The sequence below is a fragment of the Shouchella rhizosphaerae genome (assembly GCF_900142675.1).
GTDB classification, from domain to species: Bacteria; Bacillota; Bacilli; order Bacillales; family Bacillaceae_D; genus Shouchella; species Shouchella rhizosphaerae.
Genome location: NZ_FRBS01000003.1, coordinates 313,374 through 328,802 on the forward strand (window position 1 = coordinate 313,374; position 15,429 = coordinate 328,802).

14 protein-coding genes, 1 riboswitch and 1 other annotated feature are annotated in these 15,429 nt (G+C 44.8%); of the genes, 5 read left to right on the plus strand and 9 right to left on the minus strand.

Going from position 1 to position 15,429, the window contains the following annotated elements; translation table 11 throughout:
* Positions 1-36: 36 nt before the first annotated feature.
* The 7 genes from BUC05_RS10600 to BUC05_RS10630 form a co-directional block, all read right to left on the minus strand.
* Positions 37-768 (minus strand): hypothetical protein, encoded by a 732-nt coding sequence (locus tag BUC05_RS10600; protein ID WP_035201981.1) that lies wholly within the window; start codon positions 766-768, stop codon positions 37-39.
* A gap of 251 nt (positions 769-1,019) precedes the next feature.
* Positions 1,020-1,508, minus strand: a complete 489-nt coding sequence (locus BUC05_RS10605; protein WP_035201982.1) for a hypothetical protein — start codon at positions 1,506-1,508, stop codon at positions 1,020-1,022.
* Positions 1,508-2,299, minus strand: coding sequence for a DUF3100 domain-containing protein (locus BUC05_RS10610; RefSeq protein WP_011247711.1), 792 nt, complete (start codon positions 2,297-2,299; stop codon positions 1,508-1,510). Before BUC05_RS10610 ends, BUC05_RS10605 begins: the two co-directional genes overlap by 1 nt.
* A gap of 17 nt (positions 2,300-2,316) precedes the next feature.
* Entirely contained in the window at positions 2,317-3,588 is a 1,272-nt protein-coding gene (locus BUC05_RS10615; protein WP_035201985.1) for a M20/M25/M40 family metallo-hydrolase, read from the minus strand.
* A 197-nt stretch (positions 3,589-3,785) separates the two neighbouring features.
* A complete protein-coding gene (gene leuS, locus BUC05_RS10620) occupies positions 3,786-6,200 on the minus strand; it encodes a leucine--tRNA ligase (protein ID WP_035202000.1) in 2,415 nt (804 codons plus the stop codon).
* 44 nt (positions 6,201-6,244) lie between these two features.
* Positions 6,245-6,468, minus strand: a binding site (T-box leader).
* 97 nt (positions 6,469-6,565) lie between these two features.
* Positions 6,566-7,543 (minus strand): L-lactate dehydrogenase, encoded by a 978-nt coding sequence (locus BUC05_RS10625; RefSeq protein ID WP_011247714.1) that lies wholly within the window; start codon positions 7,541-7,543, stop codon positions 6,566-6,568.
* A gap of 185 nt (positions 7,544-7,728) precedes the next feature.
* Positions 7,729-8,925 (minus strand): MDR family MFS transporter, encoded by a 1,197-nt coding sequence (locus BUC05_RS10630; RefSeq protein ID WP_035201986.1) that lies wholly within the window; start codon positions 8,923-8,925, stop codon positions 7,729-7,731.
* Positions 8,926-9,120: 195 nt separating this feature from the next.
* Between BUC05_RS10630 and BUC05_RS21480 the strand changes: the two genes are divergently transcribed.
* From BUC05_RS21480 to BUC05_RS10640, 3 genes are all read left to right on the plus strand, one after another.
* Positions 9,121-9,270, plus strand: coding sequence for a hypothetical protein (locus tag BUC05_RS21480; protein ID WP_156323124.1), 150 nt, complete (start codon positions 9,121-9,123; stop codon positions 9,268-9,270).
* The gene (locus BUC05_RS10635) at positions 9,267-9,851 is read left to right on the plus strand and encodes a tRNA 5-(aminomethyl)-2-thiouridylate-methyltransferase MnmM (RefSeq protein ID WP_011247716.1); all 585 of its coding nucleotides are present in this window, start codon (positions 9,267-9,269) and stop codon (positions 9,849-9,851) included. The genes BUC05_RS21480 and BUC05_RS10635 overlap by 4 nt, the downstream gene beginning before the upstream one ends.
* Before the next feature lie 62 nt (positions 9,852-9,913).
* The gene (locus BUC05_RS10640) at positions 9,914-10,507 is read left to right on the plus strand and encodes a beta-class carbonic anhydrase (protein ID WP_035201987.1); all 594 of its coding nucleotides are present in this window, start codon (positions 9,914-9,916) and stop codon (positions 10,505-10,507) included.
* A gap of 72 nt (positions 10,508-10,579) precedes the next feature.
* On the opposite strand, the gene BUC05_RS10645 is transcribed toward BUC05_RS10640, so the two are convergent.
* Positions 10,580-11,362: an alpha/beta hydrolase gene (locus BUC05_RS10645; RefSeq protein ID WP_011247718.1), complete on the minus strand. Its 783-nt coding sequence runs from the start codon at positions 11,360-11,362 to the stop codon at positions 10,580-10,582.
* Positions 11,363-11,455: 93 nt separating this feature from the next.
* Between BUC05_RS10645 and BUC05_RS10650 the strand changes: the two genes are divergently transcribed.
* The gene (locus BUC05_RS10650) at positions 11,456-11,998 is read left to right on the plus strand and encodes a gamma carbonic anhydrase (protein ID WP_011247719.1); all 543 of its coding nucleotides are present in this window, start codon (positions 11,456-11,458) and stop codon (positions 11,996-11,998) included.
* Between the two features lie 92 nt (positions 11,999-12,090).
* On the opposite strand, the gene metK is transcribed toward BUC05_RS10650, so the two are convergent.
* Positions 12,091-13,308, minus strand: coding sequence for a methionine adenosyltransferase (metK, locus tag BUC05_RS10655; RefSeq protein WP_011247720.1), 1,218 nt, complete (start codon positions 13,306-13,308; stop codon positions 12,091-12,093).
* Positions 13,309-13,483: 175 nt separating this feature from the next.
* A riboswitch (SAM riboswitch) is annotated at positions 13,484-13,591 on the minus strand.
* 253 nt (positions 13,592-13,844) lie between these two features.
* On the opposite strand from metK, the gene pckA reads away from it, so the two are divergent.
* Positions 13,845-15,428, plus strand: a complete 1,584-nt coding sequence (gene pckA, locus BUC05_RS10660) for a phosphoenolpyruvate carboxykinase (ATP) (protein WP_011247721.1) — start codon at positions 13,845-13,847, stop codon at positions 15,426-15,428.
* Position 15,429: the final 1 nt, after the last annotated feature.

The window sequence follows — 15,429 nt, forward strand, 5'->3', positions numbered from 1 at the left end:
CACATAAAGGCGAGCCTGATGTTTTATGCTAGGCAGCTATTTCCCTGACATTTCTTCAATATCACTTAACGTTTCTATTCCTTCTTCAGCAAGGAAATTAGGAAAAATGTCGAACTCTTCGACAATAGTAAGCGCTGTTTCATTCTGATATTCAGTCTTTAATATTCCATGTACGCTTCCGTCCCCTTCCTCGACTTCCAGGTTTTCAGCAAGTTGTCCTTCCATCCGTTTTGATAGAAAACGAATCGATTCGTCATTTTCAATTTCAATGATATACGCGCCAGATGCAGGGGTGTACAAACCTTCTTCAATAAACCCGCTATCTACTAAGAACAATATATAATTCTTGTTTAAATCAAGCTCTTCATAATCAAGGCTTTCAACCATTACTTCTTCAATCCTTTCTCCTTGATCATCAATGGCGGCTATTTGATCTGCGTAAGTGATCGCTGTTTTAATGGAACCCTCCACTTCTCCCTTATACGTTTTTTCAATCTGAAACGTATATATTTGCCCTTCCGTATAGAGTTCGTCTGATTCGACTGTAGGATCATTAGCTGAACGAATCATATTTGTTGGTTTTACAAATTCCGTAAACGATCCTTTTACAATAACGTCAGAGAACTCAATAATTTCATTTAAATGATTAGGAAGCTCTTCATCACTTGAATCCATTATTTGAATTTGTTCAGCTTCTTCCTTTACATGACATCCAGTTAAAATGATAAACATAGCAACAGCACTTATTAGCGTGAAGCATTTCTTCATAGCCTTAATCCTCCTTTATTTTTATCGATTATTCACATTCCTTATTCAGTACTTGTTGGCTGTTTTACAACGTTAACATAGCGAGTACGACAATTAGTTTCTTTTTGATCATAGAATTTGCCTCCTTAGTAATACTCTGATTTTAATCATATTGGAATTGAACTGGGCTAAAATCATTACGAAAAAAGAAAAAACAAAAAACCAAAAGGAAGCTGTTATGGCTTCCTTTTGGCTTTTTAAATTCTTTTCATTTATGACGCGATACGCAAACCGACCTCGGCTAGAACGGCACTTGCCAAATATGTGCCTGTAAAAACGAAGATCGCGACAATCGCAATTTTCCAGGACAGCTTCCGCAACTCGACTAGGCGGTCAGCAACAGAAATGCCTGCATATGTTAAAATCGGTGTCGTTATTGACAAGAAATCCACCGCTTGGATCGCTTGGACAAATCCATCAAACAACAAGCATAGAGTTAGAGACGTGATGCTAACCCAGCCAAGAACAGGAAAATTTGCAACAAAGCCGATTGGGAGTTTTTTAGCTAAATCGCCAATAAACAAGCCAATCAACGAAAAAAACCACAACGAGCCAAGGCCTGCTACTGTCATCAGGGAAATGCTTCCTACCGAGCCAGGATGAAATAGAAGCTTCATGCTATGGGTAAAAAGAATCAACATGATGCTGAGCAAAAGAATGAGGCTCATCTTCATATATTTATTTTTTATAATTAATTCCATCATTTAGCCTCCTTCCGTGTCAGCGTGCGATACATAAACCGTTGCAAAGGAGCCGCTAAAAACACCATCGTAAACGTGCCAATAAAGCTTGTGAGTAGTTGGCTTGCTGAAGCATAAGCAAGAATGAGGCTCTCCTTGTCTGGGTGGCTTGCTACAAGGGAGGAAGAGGCGGCTGTCATCATACTGCCTGAACCAACGCCCGCAGAAATGGCCAGCGACTCAACGCTAAATCCGAAATGCAACAAAACTGGCGGCAAAATGCTGAAAAAGATCGCACCAAATAGCGTACCGATAATGTACAGCGACAAGACCCCTCTCCCTTCATCAGAGTTTAACGTATATTTTTCAGAAATATAGGCGAGCTCGCCTTCGCGACCAATTCCAAGCGTGGCGCCAATCGCCTCACGCCGCAAACCTAGCAATAGTGCAGCAGGCAAGCCTAATAAAACTGTGCCTAAATTGCCAAATTCTTGAACAATGAAAATCCAGCCAATACTGAGGATTTCCCGGATTTGCGGGGCTACATCTGCCCCGTAGCGAGCCATAAGTGGCAGCATAATGATAATTAAATACGTGCCTGAAAAAGAAACATTGCTTTTACTGTAGACTTTTTTAAGGATTCCTTTGCGAAAAATTGAAAACGCAAACACCATTGTAATTAAAATTGCAAATAATAGCGGTAAGAGATTGATCGATAGGGGACCAATCGCGATGCTTTGAAAGCCAATCATTTCAGAGACGGCGATCACAATTAGAGAAAACAAAAGCAAATAAATAAATGTGCCTTTCATAGTGCACCCCTGTTCGTTTATAAATTGGTGTTGCTCGTCATCACTGTTTCAATTACGGCTAAATAGTCGTCATAACTCCGTTTATACAGACGGCTCCAGTCTATCGCCTCGTTTAACTCAGCAAATACTTGAGTGAGAAACCGCGGGAACACTGCAAACAGAAAATGTGGATCAACATCGACAAAATCATCGCCGTGGATGGTGCCTGCAAAACCGCTGTGGCCAATTTGAATACATGGCATCATGTACGACAAATCGCCAATATCACCTGCTGCACTAATCGCGTTGTTTTCGAGCAACTCTTCCACTTCCTCTGTTTTTGCAAACGCCTGTTTTACAAAGGTGGACAAGTAACGGTCTTGTACAAAGGGGAGGTAGCCCATTTGCGTATGAATGGCGACGTCGCCTTGAAGAGCGTGGGCACTTCCACGTGCAGCGGCGTCCATTTTTTTAGCGACTTCTCCCATATAGGCTAACGTTTTTGTGCGCAAGTCGGAGCCGATACGAATCGCGTTGGGAATCACATTGGTCGACATATCGCTAGCTGAGACAATCGGGTTCATTCGAACATTTTCACTGTCTTTTAGCTGCTGGCGTACAAGTCCTAAAGCAACATTAAACAACGTTGACATGCTGTAAGCATTTTTGGCAGCAAACGGATCGAAGCCTGCATGTGCTGCTTCGCCAATAAAGTCATAATATTTATACAAAAAACCTGCTAAATCACAATTGATTTCAACTGTCCGTTTTTCAAATGTTCCACCGATGGCATGGATGCAAATACTTGCATCGATGTTGTCAAACACTCCGAGTCTCATTGCTTCTGGCTTGCCTCCATAGTGGCCAATCGTGCCATTATTAAGCAATTCTTCCCGATAAGCAAGATCAAGGTATTCTTCTGCTGGAACAAATACAAAAGCTACATTAAAATCAAACTGAAGATGCTCGCCAGTTTGTACAAAATAATTGTACAACGCAAGGGCAATGGCTACTTGTGTATAATGGCCACAGTTATGGGCTGCGCCAGTCTTTTTGTCAGCCATATGGTGGCTAGGCGCATAAACCGCATCCAATTCGGCAATGAACGCGATTGTCTTATGCTTGTCCGTCGTTAATTGCGTTTTCAGCCCCGTTGTGCTAAAAGGTTCAATGAGAGCTGACGGGTTTTTCTGTTCAATAAATGTACGGACAGTTTCACTCGTGCGCGTTTCTTTATAGCCAAGTTCAGGATGGGCAAAAATATCACGAGCGATGGCAAGAATTTCTTCGTATTGCTGTTCAAAGATCACAGATTGTCATCCTCCCTTGTTTTACACTCGTCATCTTACACCTTTCGACATTATTCGTCAACACGAATTCTTTACATTCGCCTACTCATACGCTCTAATGTTCGGATTTCGCCTGTTTCCCACAAAAAAACCCCTATCCTCTTCTTGCTAAAGAGGATAGGGGACGAATCGCATTAATCGCCGTTTAGTCACAATGATTAACCAACAACAATATTGACAAGCTTTCCAGGAACAGCGATGACTTTGCGAATCGTTTTCTCGCCGATAGCTGCTTGCACTTTTTCATCAGCGAGTGCTGCTGCTTCCATTTCTTCTTTTGAGGCTCCTTTGTTTATAACGAGCTTTGTTTTAACTTTGCCGTTCATTTGCACGACGACCTCAACTTCGTTTTCAACGAGCAACGACTCATCATATGTCGGCCACGCTTCATACGTAATCGTATCTGTATGGCCAAGCTTTTCCCACAGCTCTTCGGCAATATGAGGAGCAACTGGCGACAAAAGCTTCACAAAGCCCTCTATTAGCGCTTTTGGCAATACCTCTTGCTTATTTCCCTCGTTTACAAACACCATTAATTGGGAAATCCCTGTATTAAAGCGCAGCTCGGCAAAGTCTTCGGTTACTTTTTTCACTGTTTGGTGGTAAGTGCGCACAAACGCTTCATTGCCTTCTACATCTTTGACGTTGCTGTTCAGCTTGCCTGTTTCTTCGTTAACAATCAGGCGCCAAACCCGTTCAAGAAAACGGCGCGAGCCATCAAGGCCGTTTGTTGACCAAGCTACAGATGCATCTAGAGGGCCCATAAACATTTCATACAGGCGCAGCGTGTCAGCCCCGTGGCTGGCAATAATCTCATCAGGGTTCACAACATTGCCTTTTGACTTGCTCATCTTTTCGTTATTTTCGCCAAGGATCATGCCTTGGTTAAACACTTTTTGGAATGGTTCTTTTGTCGGCACAACGCCAATATCATACAAAAACTTATGCCAAAAACGTGCATATAGCAAATGCAACACTGCATGTTCGGCACCGCCAATATACGTATCGACAGGCAGCCAATTTTTTAGTTTTTCAGGATCAGCCAACGCTTCGTCGTTTGTCGGGTCGATATAGCGCAAATAATACCAGCAGCTACCTGCCCATTGGGGCATCGTGTTCGTTTCACGGCGACCACGCATGCCTGTTTTAGGATCAACAACTTCCAGCCAATCTTTCGCATTAGCAAGCGGCGATTCGCCTGTACCCGAAGGTTTGATTTCCTCTAGATCAGGCAACACAAGCGGCAATTCGCTCTCATCCAGAGCTGACATAGAGCCATCTTCCCAGTGGATAATTGGAATCGGTTCGCCCCAATAACGCTGGCGGCTAAAGAGCCAATCACGCAGGCGGTATGTGACCTTTCTTTGCCCAGCGCCATTTTTCTCTAGCCAGACAATCATTTTCTCAACCGCTTCTTGCTTGTTTAACCCATTGAGAAAATCAGAATTAACATGTTCTCCGTCCCCTGTGTAAGCAGCTTTTGAGACATCTCCACCTGCGACCACTTCTTTTATTGGCAAGCCAAATGCATTAGCAAATTCGAAATCACGCTCATCATGGGCAGGAACAGCCATGACAGCTCCAGTGCCATAACTGATTAGTACATAATCAGCTATCCAAACTGGAATCTTTTCGCCATTTACAGGATTGATGGCATAAGCGCCAGTAAACGCGCCTGTTTTTTCTTTTGCCAAATCTGTCCGTTCAATGTCACTTTTGAGCGCGACTTGCTTTTGGTATGCTTCTACCGCTTCCTTTTGCTCATCGGTAGTGATCTCAGTCACGAGCTTATGCTCAGGGGCAAGCACCATATAAGTAGCGCCAAACAACGTGTCTGGCCGCGTCGTAAACACGTTAACGGAATGTTCATTGATCTTAAATGTCACTTCAGCGCCTTCCGATTTGCCGATCCAGTTCCGCTGCATATCTTTTAGGCTTTCCGGCCATTCCAGCTCTTCAAGGTCTTCGAGCAAGCGCTCAGCATAAGCCGTAATGCGCAACACCCATTGTTTCATTGGGCGCCTTTCAACTGGATGGCCTCCTCGTTCGCTGACACCGTCGACAATTTCCTCATTGGCTAGCACAGTCCCCAGTGCCGGGCACCAGTTCACGGCTACTTCGTCAATATAAGCAAGCCCTTTTTCATATAATTTCAGAAAAATCCATTGTGTCCATTTGTAATAGTGAGGATCAGTCGTACTAATTTCACGATCCCAATCGTAAGAAAAACCAAGTTCTTTAATTTGCCGTTTAAAGGTGTCAATGTTTTGTTTAGTAAATGTAGCCGGGTGTTTGCCTGTATCTAAAGCGTACTGCTCAGCTGGTAAGCCAAAAGCATCCCAACCCATAGGATGAAGAACATTGTAGCCTTGCATCCGCTTCATCCGCGCTAAAATATCCGTTGCCGTGTATCCCTCTGGATGGCCGACATGAAGACCAGCCCCTGATGGGTAGGGAAACATATCTAATGCATAAAAATGTGGCCCTTCTGCTTGTTCGTCTGTTTTAAACGTTTTGTTTTCTTCCCAAAATGCTTGCCATTTTTTTTCAATCTCCTGATGTGAAAACGACATTCCTTTTCCTCCTTCTGCTGCTTCCAACAAAAAAACTCTCTCCCAAAAGGGACGAGAGTTTGCATACATTCCCGCGGTGCCACCCACATTAACAGGCATCGCCTGTTCACTTACACATAACGGTGTGTCCCGTTAAGAGCTACTGGCAATGCGGTTCACTCTTACAACTAAAAGGCGAGTTCACATCTCTTCTCAGGCTGGCTTGCACCGTCCGCCAGCTCTCTTGCTTTCCGAAGTGACGCTACTACTCCTTTATCCTTGTATTTCCCTAGTTTACGATATGCTCATTGTATGAAAAGTCTTTTCCAAAGTCAAGCAAACATATACCTATTTTAGCTTTTCGATTCAACACGGATCCGTTTGTTCTAAAAAGAGTGCCCTGTTTGCATAATAGTCTTATAAGTGCCTTTTAGCATCTGAACGCTCTCAGTGAACTGTTGCCGCTCAATGTCGTTCAACTTCAGTTCAAGCACTTCACGAACACCATTACGGTTTACGATTGCCGGTACAGCAATGCATACTTCTTTCGCTCCGAACTCGCCATTAAGAAATGTGCTGACAGTCATGACAGCATGTTCATTTTTTAACAGTGCTTTTGTGATGCGGACTAAACTCATGGCAATCCCATAATAAGTGGCGCCTTTTTTATGAATTATTTCATAGGCGGCATCGCGGACATTGGTAAAAATGTCATCTAAATCAGCTTTTTTATACGCTCTGTTACGGAGCAAATACTGGGAAAGTGGGACATTTCCAATTGTTGCTGTGCTCCATAAAGGCAGTGCGCTATCGCCATGTTCGCCTACTACATAAGCGTGGACGTGTTTAGCAGAAATTTGGAAGTACTCGCCTAGCATAAACCGTAGCCTTGCTGTATCTAACGTTGTTCCGCTGCCGATGACTCGTTTTTTAGGCAGGCCGCTAAAAACTTGCGTCGCTTGTGTTAATAGATCAACAGGGTTTGTGGCGACTAGGAAAATACCGTTAAATCCACTTGCCATAACGGCATCCACGACTTCCTTAAAAATAATCACATTTTTTTCAAGCAGATCTAAACGCGTCTCCCCTGGCTTCTGATTTGCCCCAGCACTAATACAAACGACATCAGCCTCTTTGCAATCTTCGTAATTGCCGTGCCATATCGATGTGACGGAAGGAGCGAAAGCCTGGCCATGGTTTAAATCCATCACGTCGCCACTTGCTTTTTCTTGATCTATATCTATAATGACAAGCTCCTTTGCCACCCCTTGGTTCATCAGTGCGAATGCATAGCTGCTGCCTACATGCCCCGTTCCAATGACGACAACGCGATCCCTTTTCGCTTTACTCGGCGTTCTGACCATAAGCGCCCACATCCTTCTTAAGGATTTTGTGAAATTATTCACATTTATATTGTGCATTATTTCACAAAAATTTTCAAGTACACCACTTTGCCTATGTTTTTTTCGGTTAAAACGCGTGCGGTTGGCTAAACCCATACCGGCACTTAAACTAGTTAAAAATGCTTATCGATCACCTGAACAACGCTCTATTGAGCGTTGTTCAGGTGATCATTCTGATGCTCTTTTAATAGCGGGCGGTCATAAAGACGTACTAGCGGAATCGCCAGTAGCAGTAAAATACTAATGAGGACAAACAGCACTTGGATTGAAAACCTATCTACCACTATGCCGCCGAGCAACGGGCCAATCATGCGTCCGCCAGTGGCTACGCTATTGACAATGCCTTGATATGCCCCTTCCCGCCCAGATGGAGCAAGGGCGTTGGCAATTGTTGGCACTGCAGGCCAGACAAACATTTCGCCGATTGTCAAAATGAGCATGGCGACAAAAAAGCCACTGAACACTTGGGCTTGTGTCAATACAAGATAGGACAAAGCAAAAATGAACAACCCAAGGCCCATTTGCCCTTTAAGCGTTAGCCTCCCCTTTTGGATCACCCATCGGATCAAGGGCTGTGCAAGGACAATTAACAATCCGTTCATCGTCCATAATATACTGTAAGCATGTAATGGAATGCCGAGTGACTGAATGTAGACAGACACATTTGCCTGCCACTGCGTATAGCCAAGCCAAGAAATGAAGAAAGCTACTGACACAATCCATAGCGCTTGCAAACGGTATTTAGACGCTTTGTTGGCATGTTGAATTCCTGCTCCCGCCGTTCTTCCTTTGCTTCCTGACCAATGGCGAAAAAACACAGCAATGTAGACAAGTAGCAACACATGCATGGCTGCATTGGCGACAAAAACGTCTGTCAAACGTACGAGCGTAACAACGCCAATTAAAGCCGTTCCTAGTGATACACCTACATTTTGCGCTACATAAATCGCATTTGCTGACTTTCTCCCACCTTCTGGCCACAAACTTCCAGCAAGTGCATACATGGAAGGGGCCATCATTCCAGAACCAAACCCCATCCCCGCTAGAAAAACAGCGTACCATCCATATTCTCCATAATAGAAAGCGAGCAAAACAGCAGAGGCTGCAGAAAGAACACAACCGAGCAAAATGGTAGGATAGGCGCCAATCCGATCATACAATCTGCCGCCAATCAAGCTGCCAAGTACGCCTGCCCCTGCATTTAGCATAAGCACAGCTCCCGAAGCTGTTAAACTTTGCCCAAGCAGTTGCGTCATAATGATTGCATTGAGTGGCCATAAAAACGAAGCGCCGGTAATGTTAATGGCTGTTGCTACCATTAAAATCCAAATTGATTTCGGCAAAACACGCGCCTCCTCTTTTTTTCCTTTCTCACATTGTGCCTATGATAGTGTAGGAGAAATTTAGCAAATAAGCAACAAGCACATTCGCTGCAATTATGGTAAACTAAGAAAAAAATTCGCCAAAAGACAAGAGACGCACATGGCCTCTGTCTTGTATAACGGCGATAGCTATTAGATGAAAAGGGAGTCGTCTAAATGATGAATAACCAGCTCGGCACCGAAATCGCTCATCATCCCGTTGCCGTGTTCCCGTTCCCAGTCAGCTGCTTTTGGTATTTGCCTGACGTGTTTGCGTTAATTAAACAGCCTTTAATATGCCCCGCCTTTTGGGGGGAGGAGCCGTGAACCTTCTTGGCGTCCTGCCATTTGCCCATTCGTTGCTTACCAGCGCTGTCCAGCCAGGGGACACCGTCGTTGATGCGACAATTGGAAATGGACACGATACATTGGTTTTGGCTAAACTTGTTGGTGAAACAGGCGTTGTGATTGGCTGTGACATCCAAGCATCCGCACTAACCTCTACAGAAGCACGCCTTCAAAAGGCAGGTTTGGACAAGCAAGTATCCCTATTCCAAATCGGCCATGAAAAGTTGGCGACTTTGCCGTTGTTTGTCAACTCAACCATCGCCGCTGCCATCTTTAATTTAGGCTATTTGCCTGGCGGAGACAAAGGCGTTACAACAACAGGGAAAACGACAATTGCAGCGATTGAGCAACTATTTAACCGTTTAAAACAAGGCGGCCTGATTGTTCTCGTCGTCTACCATGGACACCCACAAGGCAAAAAGGAAAAAAACGAACTGTTGGCTTATGTCGAATCGCTTCCTCAAGAAAAGGCCCATGCAGCGACGTACCAATTTATTAACCAAAAAAATGATCCTCCTTTTGTGGTAGCCATTGAAAAACGAGCGAAATTTCATCTTTAAGCGTCCGAGCAAGAGAAAACACTGGGTTTTCTAAAGAAAAGATAGAAGGAGAAGTGATCCAAATGAGCAAACTTGAATCGATTCTAGCTTTTAATGAAGCATTTGTAGCTAATAAAGAATATGAGCGCTTTAAAGCAGACAAATTTCCGCAAAAGAAAATCGTTATTTTAACATGCATGGATACGCGGCTCGTTGAATTGCTCCATAATGCGATGAATTTAAAAAATGGCGACGCTAAAATTATCCGTAATGCTGGCGCTGTCATCTCCCATCCATTTGGCAGCATCATGCGCAGCATTCTAGTTGCCATTTATGAATTAGGCGCAGAAGAAGTGTTTGTTATTGGCCATTACGGCTGTGGAATGACAGGCCTTTCTGCAAATTCCGTTCTCCAAAAGGCTGAAGAACGGGGCATTGATATGGATGAAATCAATGCACTCCAATACGCAGGTGTAGATGTGAACAAGTTTTTAACTGGTTTTGAAAATGTAACGGAAAGCGTCAACCACAGTGTCGATATGGTTATTAACCACCCACTTTTGCCAAAGGATGTACGGGTTCACGGTCTAGTCATCGATCCTGAAACAGGAAAGCTTGATTTGCTACAACGTGATTTGCAAAAAGGGGCAAACGCCAAGGAGCCGCAAGACGCATAACAAAATGAAATAGACAGCAAAAAGATGGCCTTGGGTAACACCCGAGGCCATCTTTTTATCGATGACTGCCTGTTACGGAAACAGCATATTCACAAAGCCGATCGTAAAACGAAACACTTCTTCTTTTTCAGGTTCGTTAAAGAGCTCATGATAAAGGCCGTCCCATTCTTTGTACATTTTATGGTTGATCTGCAAATCATTAAACCAAGCCATGCCTGCTTGTTTATCGATCACATAGTCTTCTCCTGCAGCAAGCAATAATACGGGGATATTTGGCATTTTCTCCGGGTAGCGCCTCGTAAGGCGCATTGCTTTCTCCAATTCGTGGTACCAACGGGCAGATACTTTCGTTACTCGCAACGGGTCCCGCGCATATTCTTCACGGACTTGCTCGCTCCTCGTCGTTTGTTCAGGAGACAAACCAGCATTCATGCTAAACGCAGGCGCTACATGATTAAGCATTTTTGCTGCCGCCTTTTTCGGCGCAGGAATGTCCATAGCGAGTTGCAAACAAGGCGAAGAAAGCACGAGCGCTTCCACAAACGAATGGTCTTTTTCCATTAATGTACGAATAGAAATGAGGCCGCCCATGCTGTGCCCAACGAGCACAATTGGCAATTGCTTTGTCCTTGCATGCTTAAGCCAGACATCCACTGTTTTTATGTATTTCTGAAATGAGTCGATATGCCCGCGCTTTCCCCGCGACTCCCCTTGCCCGGGCAAATCCCCTAGCAGGCAATCAAACCCATGTTGATTCCATTTTTCCACAAGCCAACGGTACCGACCGCTATGCTCCCCGGCTCCATGAACAATAACAGCAACGCCTCTGGCATCTGGAACGTCAAAATAGCGCACAGCCACTCCTCCTTATACAAGCTGTTGCTTCGCTACATTATGCGTTACACTTAGTATAGCTGTTTTTTTATTAAACGAAAAGGATGTGACAACATGATCCTTCCATACAAGGGCGTTGTTCCAACTATTGACCCATCTGTATACGTAGCCGAGGGAGCGATCGTTACAGGCGATGTTACGATTGGTGCTCAATCAAGCGTATGGTTTCATACAGTCATTCGCGGTGACGTAGCGCCGACAATCATTGGAGAACGTGTTAATATTCAAGATCAATCAATGCTCCACCAAAGCCCCCATTCGCCTCTTATGATTGAAGATGATGTCACAATAGGTCATCAAGCAATGCTCCACAGCGCGATCATCCGTAAACAAGCACTGATTGGCATGGGCTCCACGATTCTAGACGGCGCCGAAATTGGCGAGGGCGCATTTATTGGCGCCGGCAGTCTTGTCCCTCCTGGTAAGGTGATCCCTCCTGGAACACTTGCTTTTGGCCGGCCTGCAAAAGTCGTCCGTCCTTTAAATGAAACAGACAAAAAAGAAATGGCACGGATTCGCCGGGAATACGTAGAAAAAGGCCAATACTACAAATCGTTGCAGCAACAGACAGCGACGAGAAACAAAGATCAACAATGAATAAAGCGTACAAAAATGATACACAAAAAGCCTGTCGGCAAAATGAACCGACAGGCTTTTACATTTTATTGTTTATTGCTTAATCCGCTTTCTTAGTTTGCTTCTAATTTTAAAACATCTTCTTTTAAAGCTGCTGCCTTGTCTGTGGCTTCCCATGGGAGTGGGACATCGGTGCGACCGAAATGGCCGTAAGCAGCGGTTTGCTTATAAATCGGGCGGCGCAAATCGAGCATGCGAATAATGCCAGCTGGACGGAGATCAAAATGCTTGCGAACCAACTCGACGAGGACATCTTCCGCTGCTTTGCCAGTCCCAAACGTATTAACAGCGATCGAAACAGGCTGGGCAACGCCAATTGCATAAGCGAGCTGTACTTCGCATTTATCAGCAAGGCCTGCTGCAACAATATTTTTGGCTACATAACGTGCGGCATAAGCGCCAGAACGGTCTACTTTCGTTGCATCCTTGCCAGAAAAAGCACCGCCGCCATGGCGAGCATACCCGCCATACGTATCAACAATAATTTTGCGCCCTGTTAAGCCCGCATCTCCCTGAGGCCCGCCAATGACAAAACGGCCAGTTGGGTTAATAAAGTATTTTGTTTCTTCATCGATTAACGCGCTTGGCACGACGGCTTCAATCACATGCTCTTTTAAGTCTGCTTGAATTTGCTCAAGTGTCACTTCAGGAGCATGCTGTGTTGAAAGAACAATCGTATCGACACGAACAGGCGTATCGTTTTCATCGTATTCAATTGTCACTTGCGTTTTCCCATCAGGACGCAAATATCCAAGTGTCCCATTTTTGCGGACTTCCGTTAGGCGACGGGAAAGTTTATGGCTAAGAGAGATAGGAAGAGGCATCAGTTCTTCCGTTTCATTGGTTGCAAATCCAAACATCAACCCTTGGTCACCAGCGCCAATTGCTTCGATTTCTGCATCGGTCATTTGACCTTCACGAGCTTCTAGCGCTTTGTCCACCCCTTGTGCAATATCCGCAGATTGTTCATCAATTGATGTCAATACAGCGCATGTTTCCGCATCAAACCCATACTTGGCCCGTGTATAGCCAATTCCCTTGATCGTTTGACGGACGACACTCGGTATATCCACATACGTATTTGTCGTAATTTCGCCTGCCACGAGCACCAAACCAGTGGTGACCGATGTTTCGCAAGCGACTCGTGCATTCGGGTCTTTCTTTAAGATTTCATCTAATATAGCGTCGGAAATTTGATCACAGATTTTATCGGGATGCCCTTCCGTAACAGATTCAGATGTAAATAAATGTCTACCTCTTTTTACAGACATTGTGCAGCTCCTCCTTTTAATACGGCCTGTTGCTTAGCCCAAATAGAACGAACAATACAGAGGGTTATTCGCCTCGTTTGTTTCTGTCTTACAAAGGCGTGTAGTTGGCGCAAAAGCCTTGGGCACAACAAAAGCCCTTTTCCATGAGGAAAAGGGCTGTCCATTTACCTTTCGCCTCTTATCTTCCAGAACGCCGAGCATTCTGCAGGTTAGCACCTTTACACGTTACGTGTTGGTTGCTGGGCTTCTTCGGGCCTGTCCCTCCGCCATCTCTGGATAAAAGCGTTATGTTAACTGCATCTCGATAACACCCAACGTTTCCTTTGTTATAGGATGCTGGCGCTTCGTTCGTTTCGCGACTAAGTTTAACATATTCCACCAGAGAAGAAAAGGCATTTCTAAAAGCTTTTCACCAGCCTACCTGCTTTGCCGCCTAATCTAAAAAAGAATGACCTATTTATTCACTTTAGTATGGACTATTAAATAAAATGTGTTATACTAAAGCCACTTAAAATTGCAAAAAGGAGCCATTAAACATGAAAATGCTTCACCGTTCAGCTTTACTAGAACAATTGCTTTCAAGCCCTAAAACGTTGCACCAATTGCCCGCTTCGACACTCGTCGAGCATGCACTCCAACGAAATGAAGGCATATTGACCGATTCTGGCGCACTTGCTGTCAAAACAGGCCTTTACACAGGCCGCTCGCCTCAAGACAAGTTTATTGTCGATGAACCAATGTCTAGAGATTCCATCCATTGGGGCGCAACGAATAAGCCCATTTCATCGGAAGTGTTCACCCGGCTAAAAGACAAAGTGCTACATTATTTGCAACAAAAAGAGGTCCGTTACGCATCCGTTGGCTTCGCTGGCGCTGATCCTTCTTTCCAACTGCCGATTACGTATTTAAATGAGTTTGCTTGGCATCACTTGTTTGCTAGACAGCTATTTATTCGTGAGCAAGCTCCTTCAAACAATGGTTTGGAACCATTTACGATCATTAGCGCACCGACGTTTAAAGCCGATCCATCCGTCGACGGCACTCGCTCAGAAGCGTTTGTCATCATCTCATTTGAGCAACGCATTATTTTAATTGGCGGTACGGAATATGCCGGTGAAATGAAAAAAGCGATCTTTTCCGTGATGAATTACTTGCTCCCTGAAGCAGGCGTGCTGCCAATGCACTGCTCAGCCAACACAACCGATGAAGGAGAAACGGCACTCTTTTTTGGCCTCTCAGGTACCGGCAAAACGACACTGTCGGCTTCCGAACATAGGCGCCTAATCGGCGATGACGAGCACGGCTGGTCAGAAAAAGGCATCTTTAACATTGAAGGAGGCTGCTACGCCAAATGCATCGGCCTTTCAAAAGAAAGCGAACCACAAATTTGGGACGCTATTGCTTTCGGGGCAGTCCTTGAAAATGTCGTCGTCGATCCAAACACGGGCAAACCTGACTTTAAAAGCGGTGAGTTGACGGAAAATACGCGGGCTGCCTACCCGCTTGAAGCGATTCCAAATGCTTTGCTGCCTAGTGTTGCCGGGCCTCCAAAAGCGATAATATTCTTGACTGCTGATGCATTTGGCGTATTGCCGCCCATTAGCAAGTTGACAAAAGAACAAGCAATGTACCATTTTCTATCTGGTTACACAAGCAAACTAGCAGGAACGGAACGAGGCATCACGCAACCTGAGGCGACATTTTCTACTTGCTTTGGCGCTCCGTTTTTGCCACGCAAACCAGAAGAGTACGCTACTATGCTTGGGGACAAATTGGAAAATGACGACGTCCAAGTGTTTCTTGTAAACACAGGCTGGACAGGGGGTAGCTATGGAACTGGCACACGCATTAAGCTTGCTTATACACGTGCCATGGTAGAAGCGGCTTTACAAGGAAAATTGGATGAGATTGAAACAGTGTGCGATCCCATTTTTGGCCTTTATGTCCCAACACACTGCCCAGGAGTCCCTGATGAGCTGTTGACCCCTCGACGTGTTTGGAAGGACGAAGCAGCTTACGAGGCAACCGCCTTACAGCTTGCTAAGCAATTCCACGAAAATTTTTCTGCCTTTCCGGCAGCAAAAGACAGCGTCCGTCTTGCTGGACCACGCCTTGCATAAC

What these genes read in the sequence shown, in the direction of transcription:
- BUC05_RS10600 (WP_035201981.1), bottom strand. Translation starts at nt 768, where the DNA reads ATGAAGAAATGCTTCACGCTAATAAGTGCTGTTGCTATGTTTATCATT.
- BUC05_RS10605 (WP_035201982.1), bottom strand. Translation starts at nt 1,508, where the DNA reads ATGGAATTAATTATAAAAAATAAATATATGAAGATGAGCCTCATTCTT.
- BUC05_RS10610 (WP_011247711.1), bottom strand. Translation starts at nt 2,299, where the DNA reads ATGAAAGGCACATTTATTTATTTGCTTTTGTTTTCTCTAATTGTGATC.
- leuS (WP_035202000.1), bottom strand. Translation starts at nt 6,200, where the DNA reads ATGTCGTTTTCACATCAGGAGATTGAAAAAAAATGGCAAGCATTTTGG.
- BUC05_RS10625 (WP_011247714.1), bottom strand. Translation starts at nt 7,543, where the DNA reads ATGGTCAGAACGCCGAGTAAAGCGAAAAGGGATCGCGTTGTCGTCATT.
- BUC05_RS21480 (WP_156323124.1), top strand. Translation starts at nt 9,121, where the DNA reads ATGATGAATAACCAGCTCGGCACCGAAATCGCTCATCATCCCGTTGCC.
- BUC05_RS10640 (WP_035201987.1), top strand. Translation starts at nt 9,914, where the DNA reads ATGAGCAAACTTGAATCGATTCTAGCTTTTAATGAAGCATTTGTAGCT.
- BUC05_RS10650 (WP_011247719.1), top strand. Translation starts at nt 11,456, where the DNA reads ATGATCCTTCCATACAAGGGCGTTGTTCCAACTATTGACCCATCTGTA.
- metK (WP_011247720.1), bottom strand. Translation starts at nt 13,308, where the DNA reads ATGTCTGTAAAAAGAGGTAGACATTTATTTACATCTGAATCTGTTACG.
- pckA (WP_011247721.1), top strand. Translation starts at nt 13,845, where the DNA reads ATGAAAATGCTTCACCGTTCAGCTTTACTAGAACAATTGCTTTCAAGC.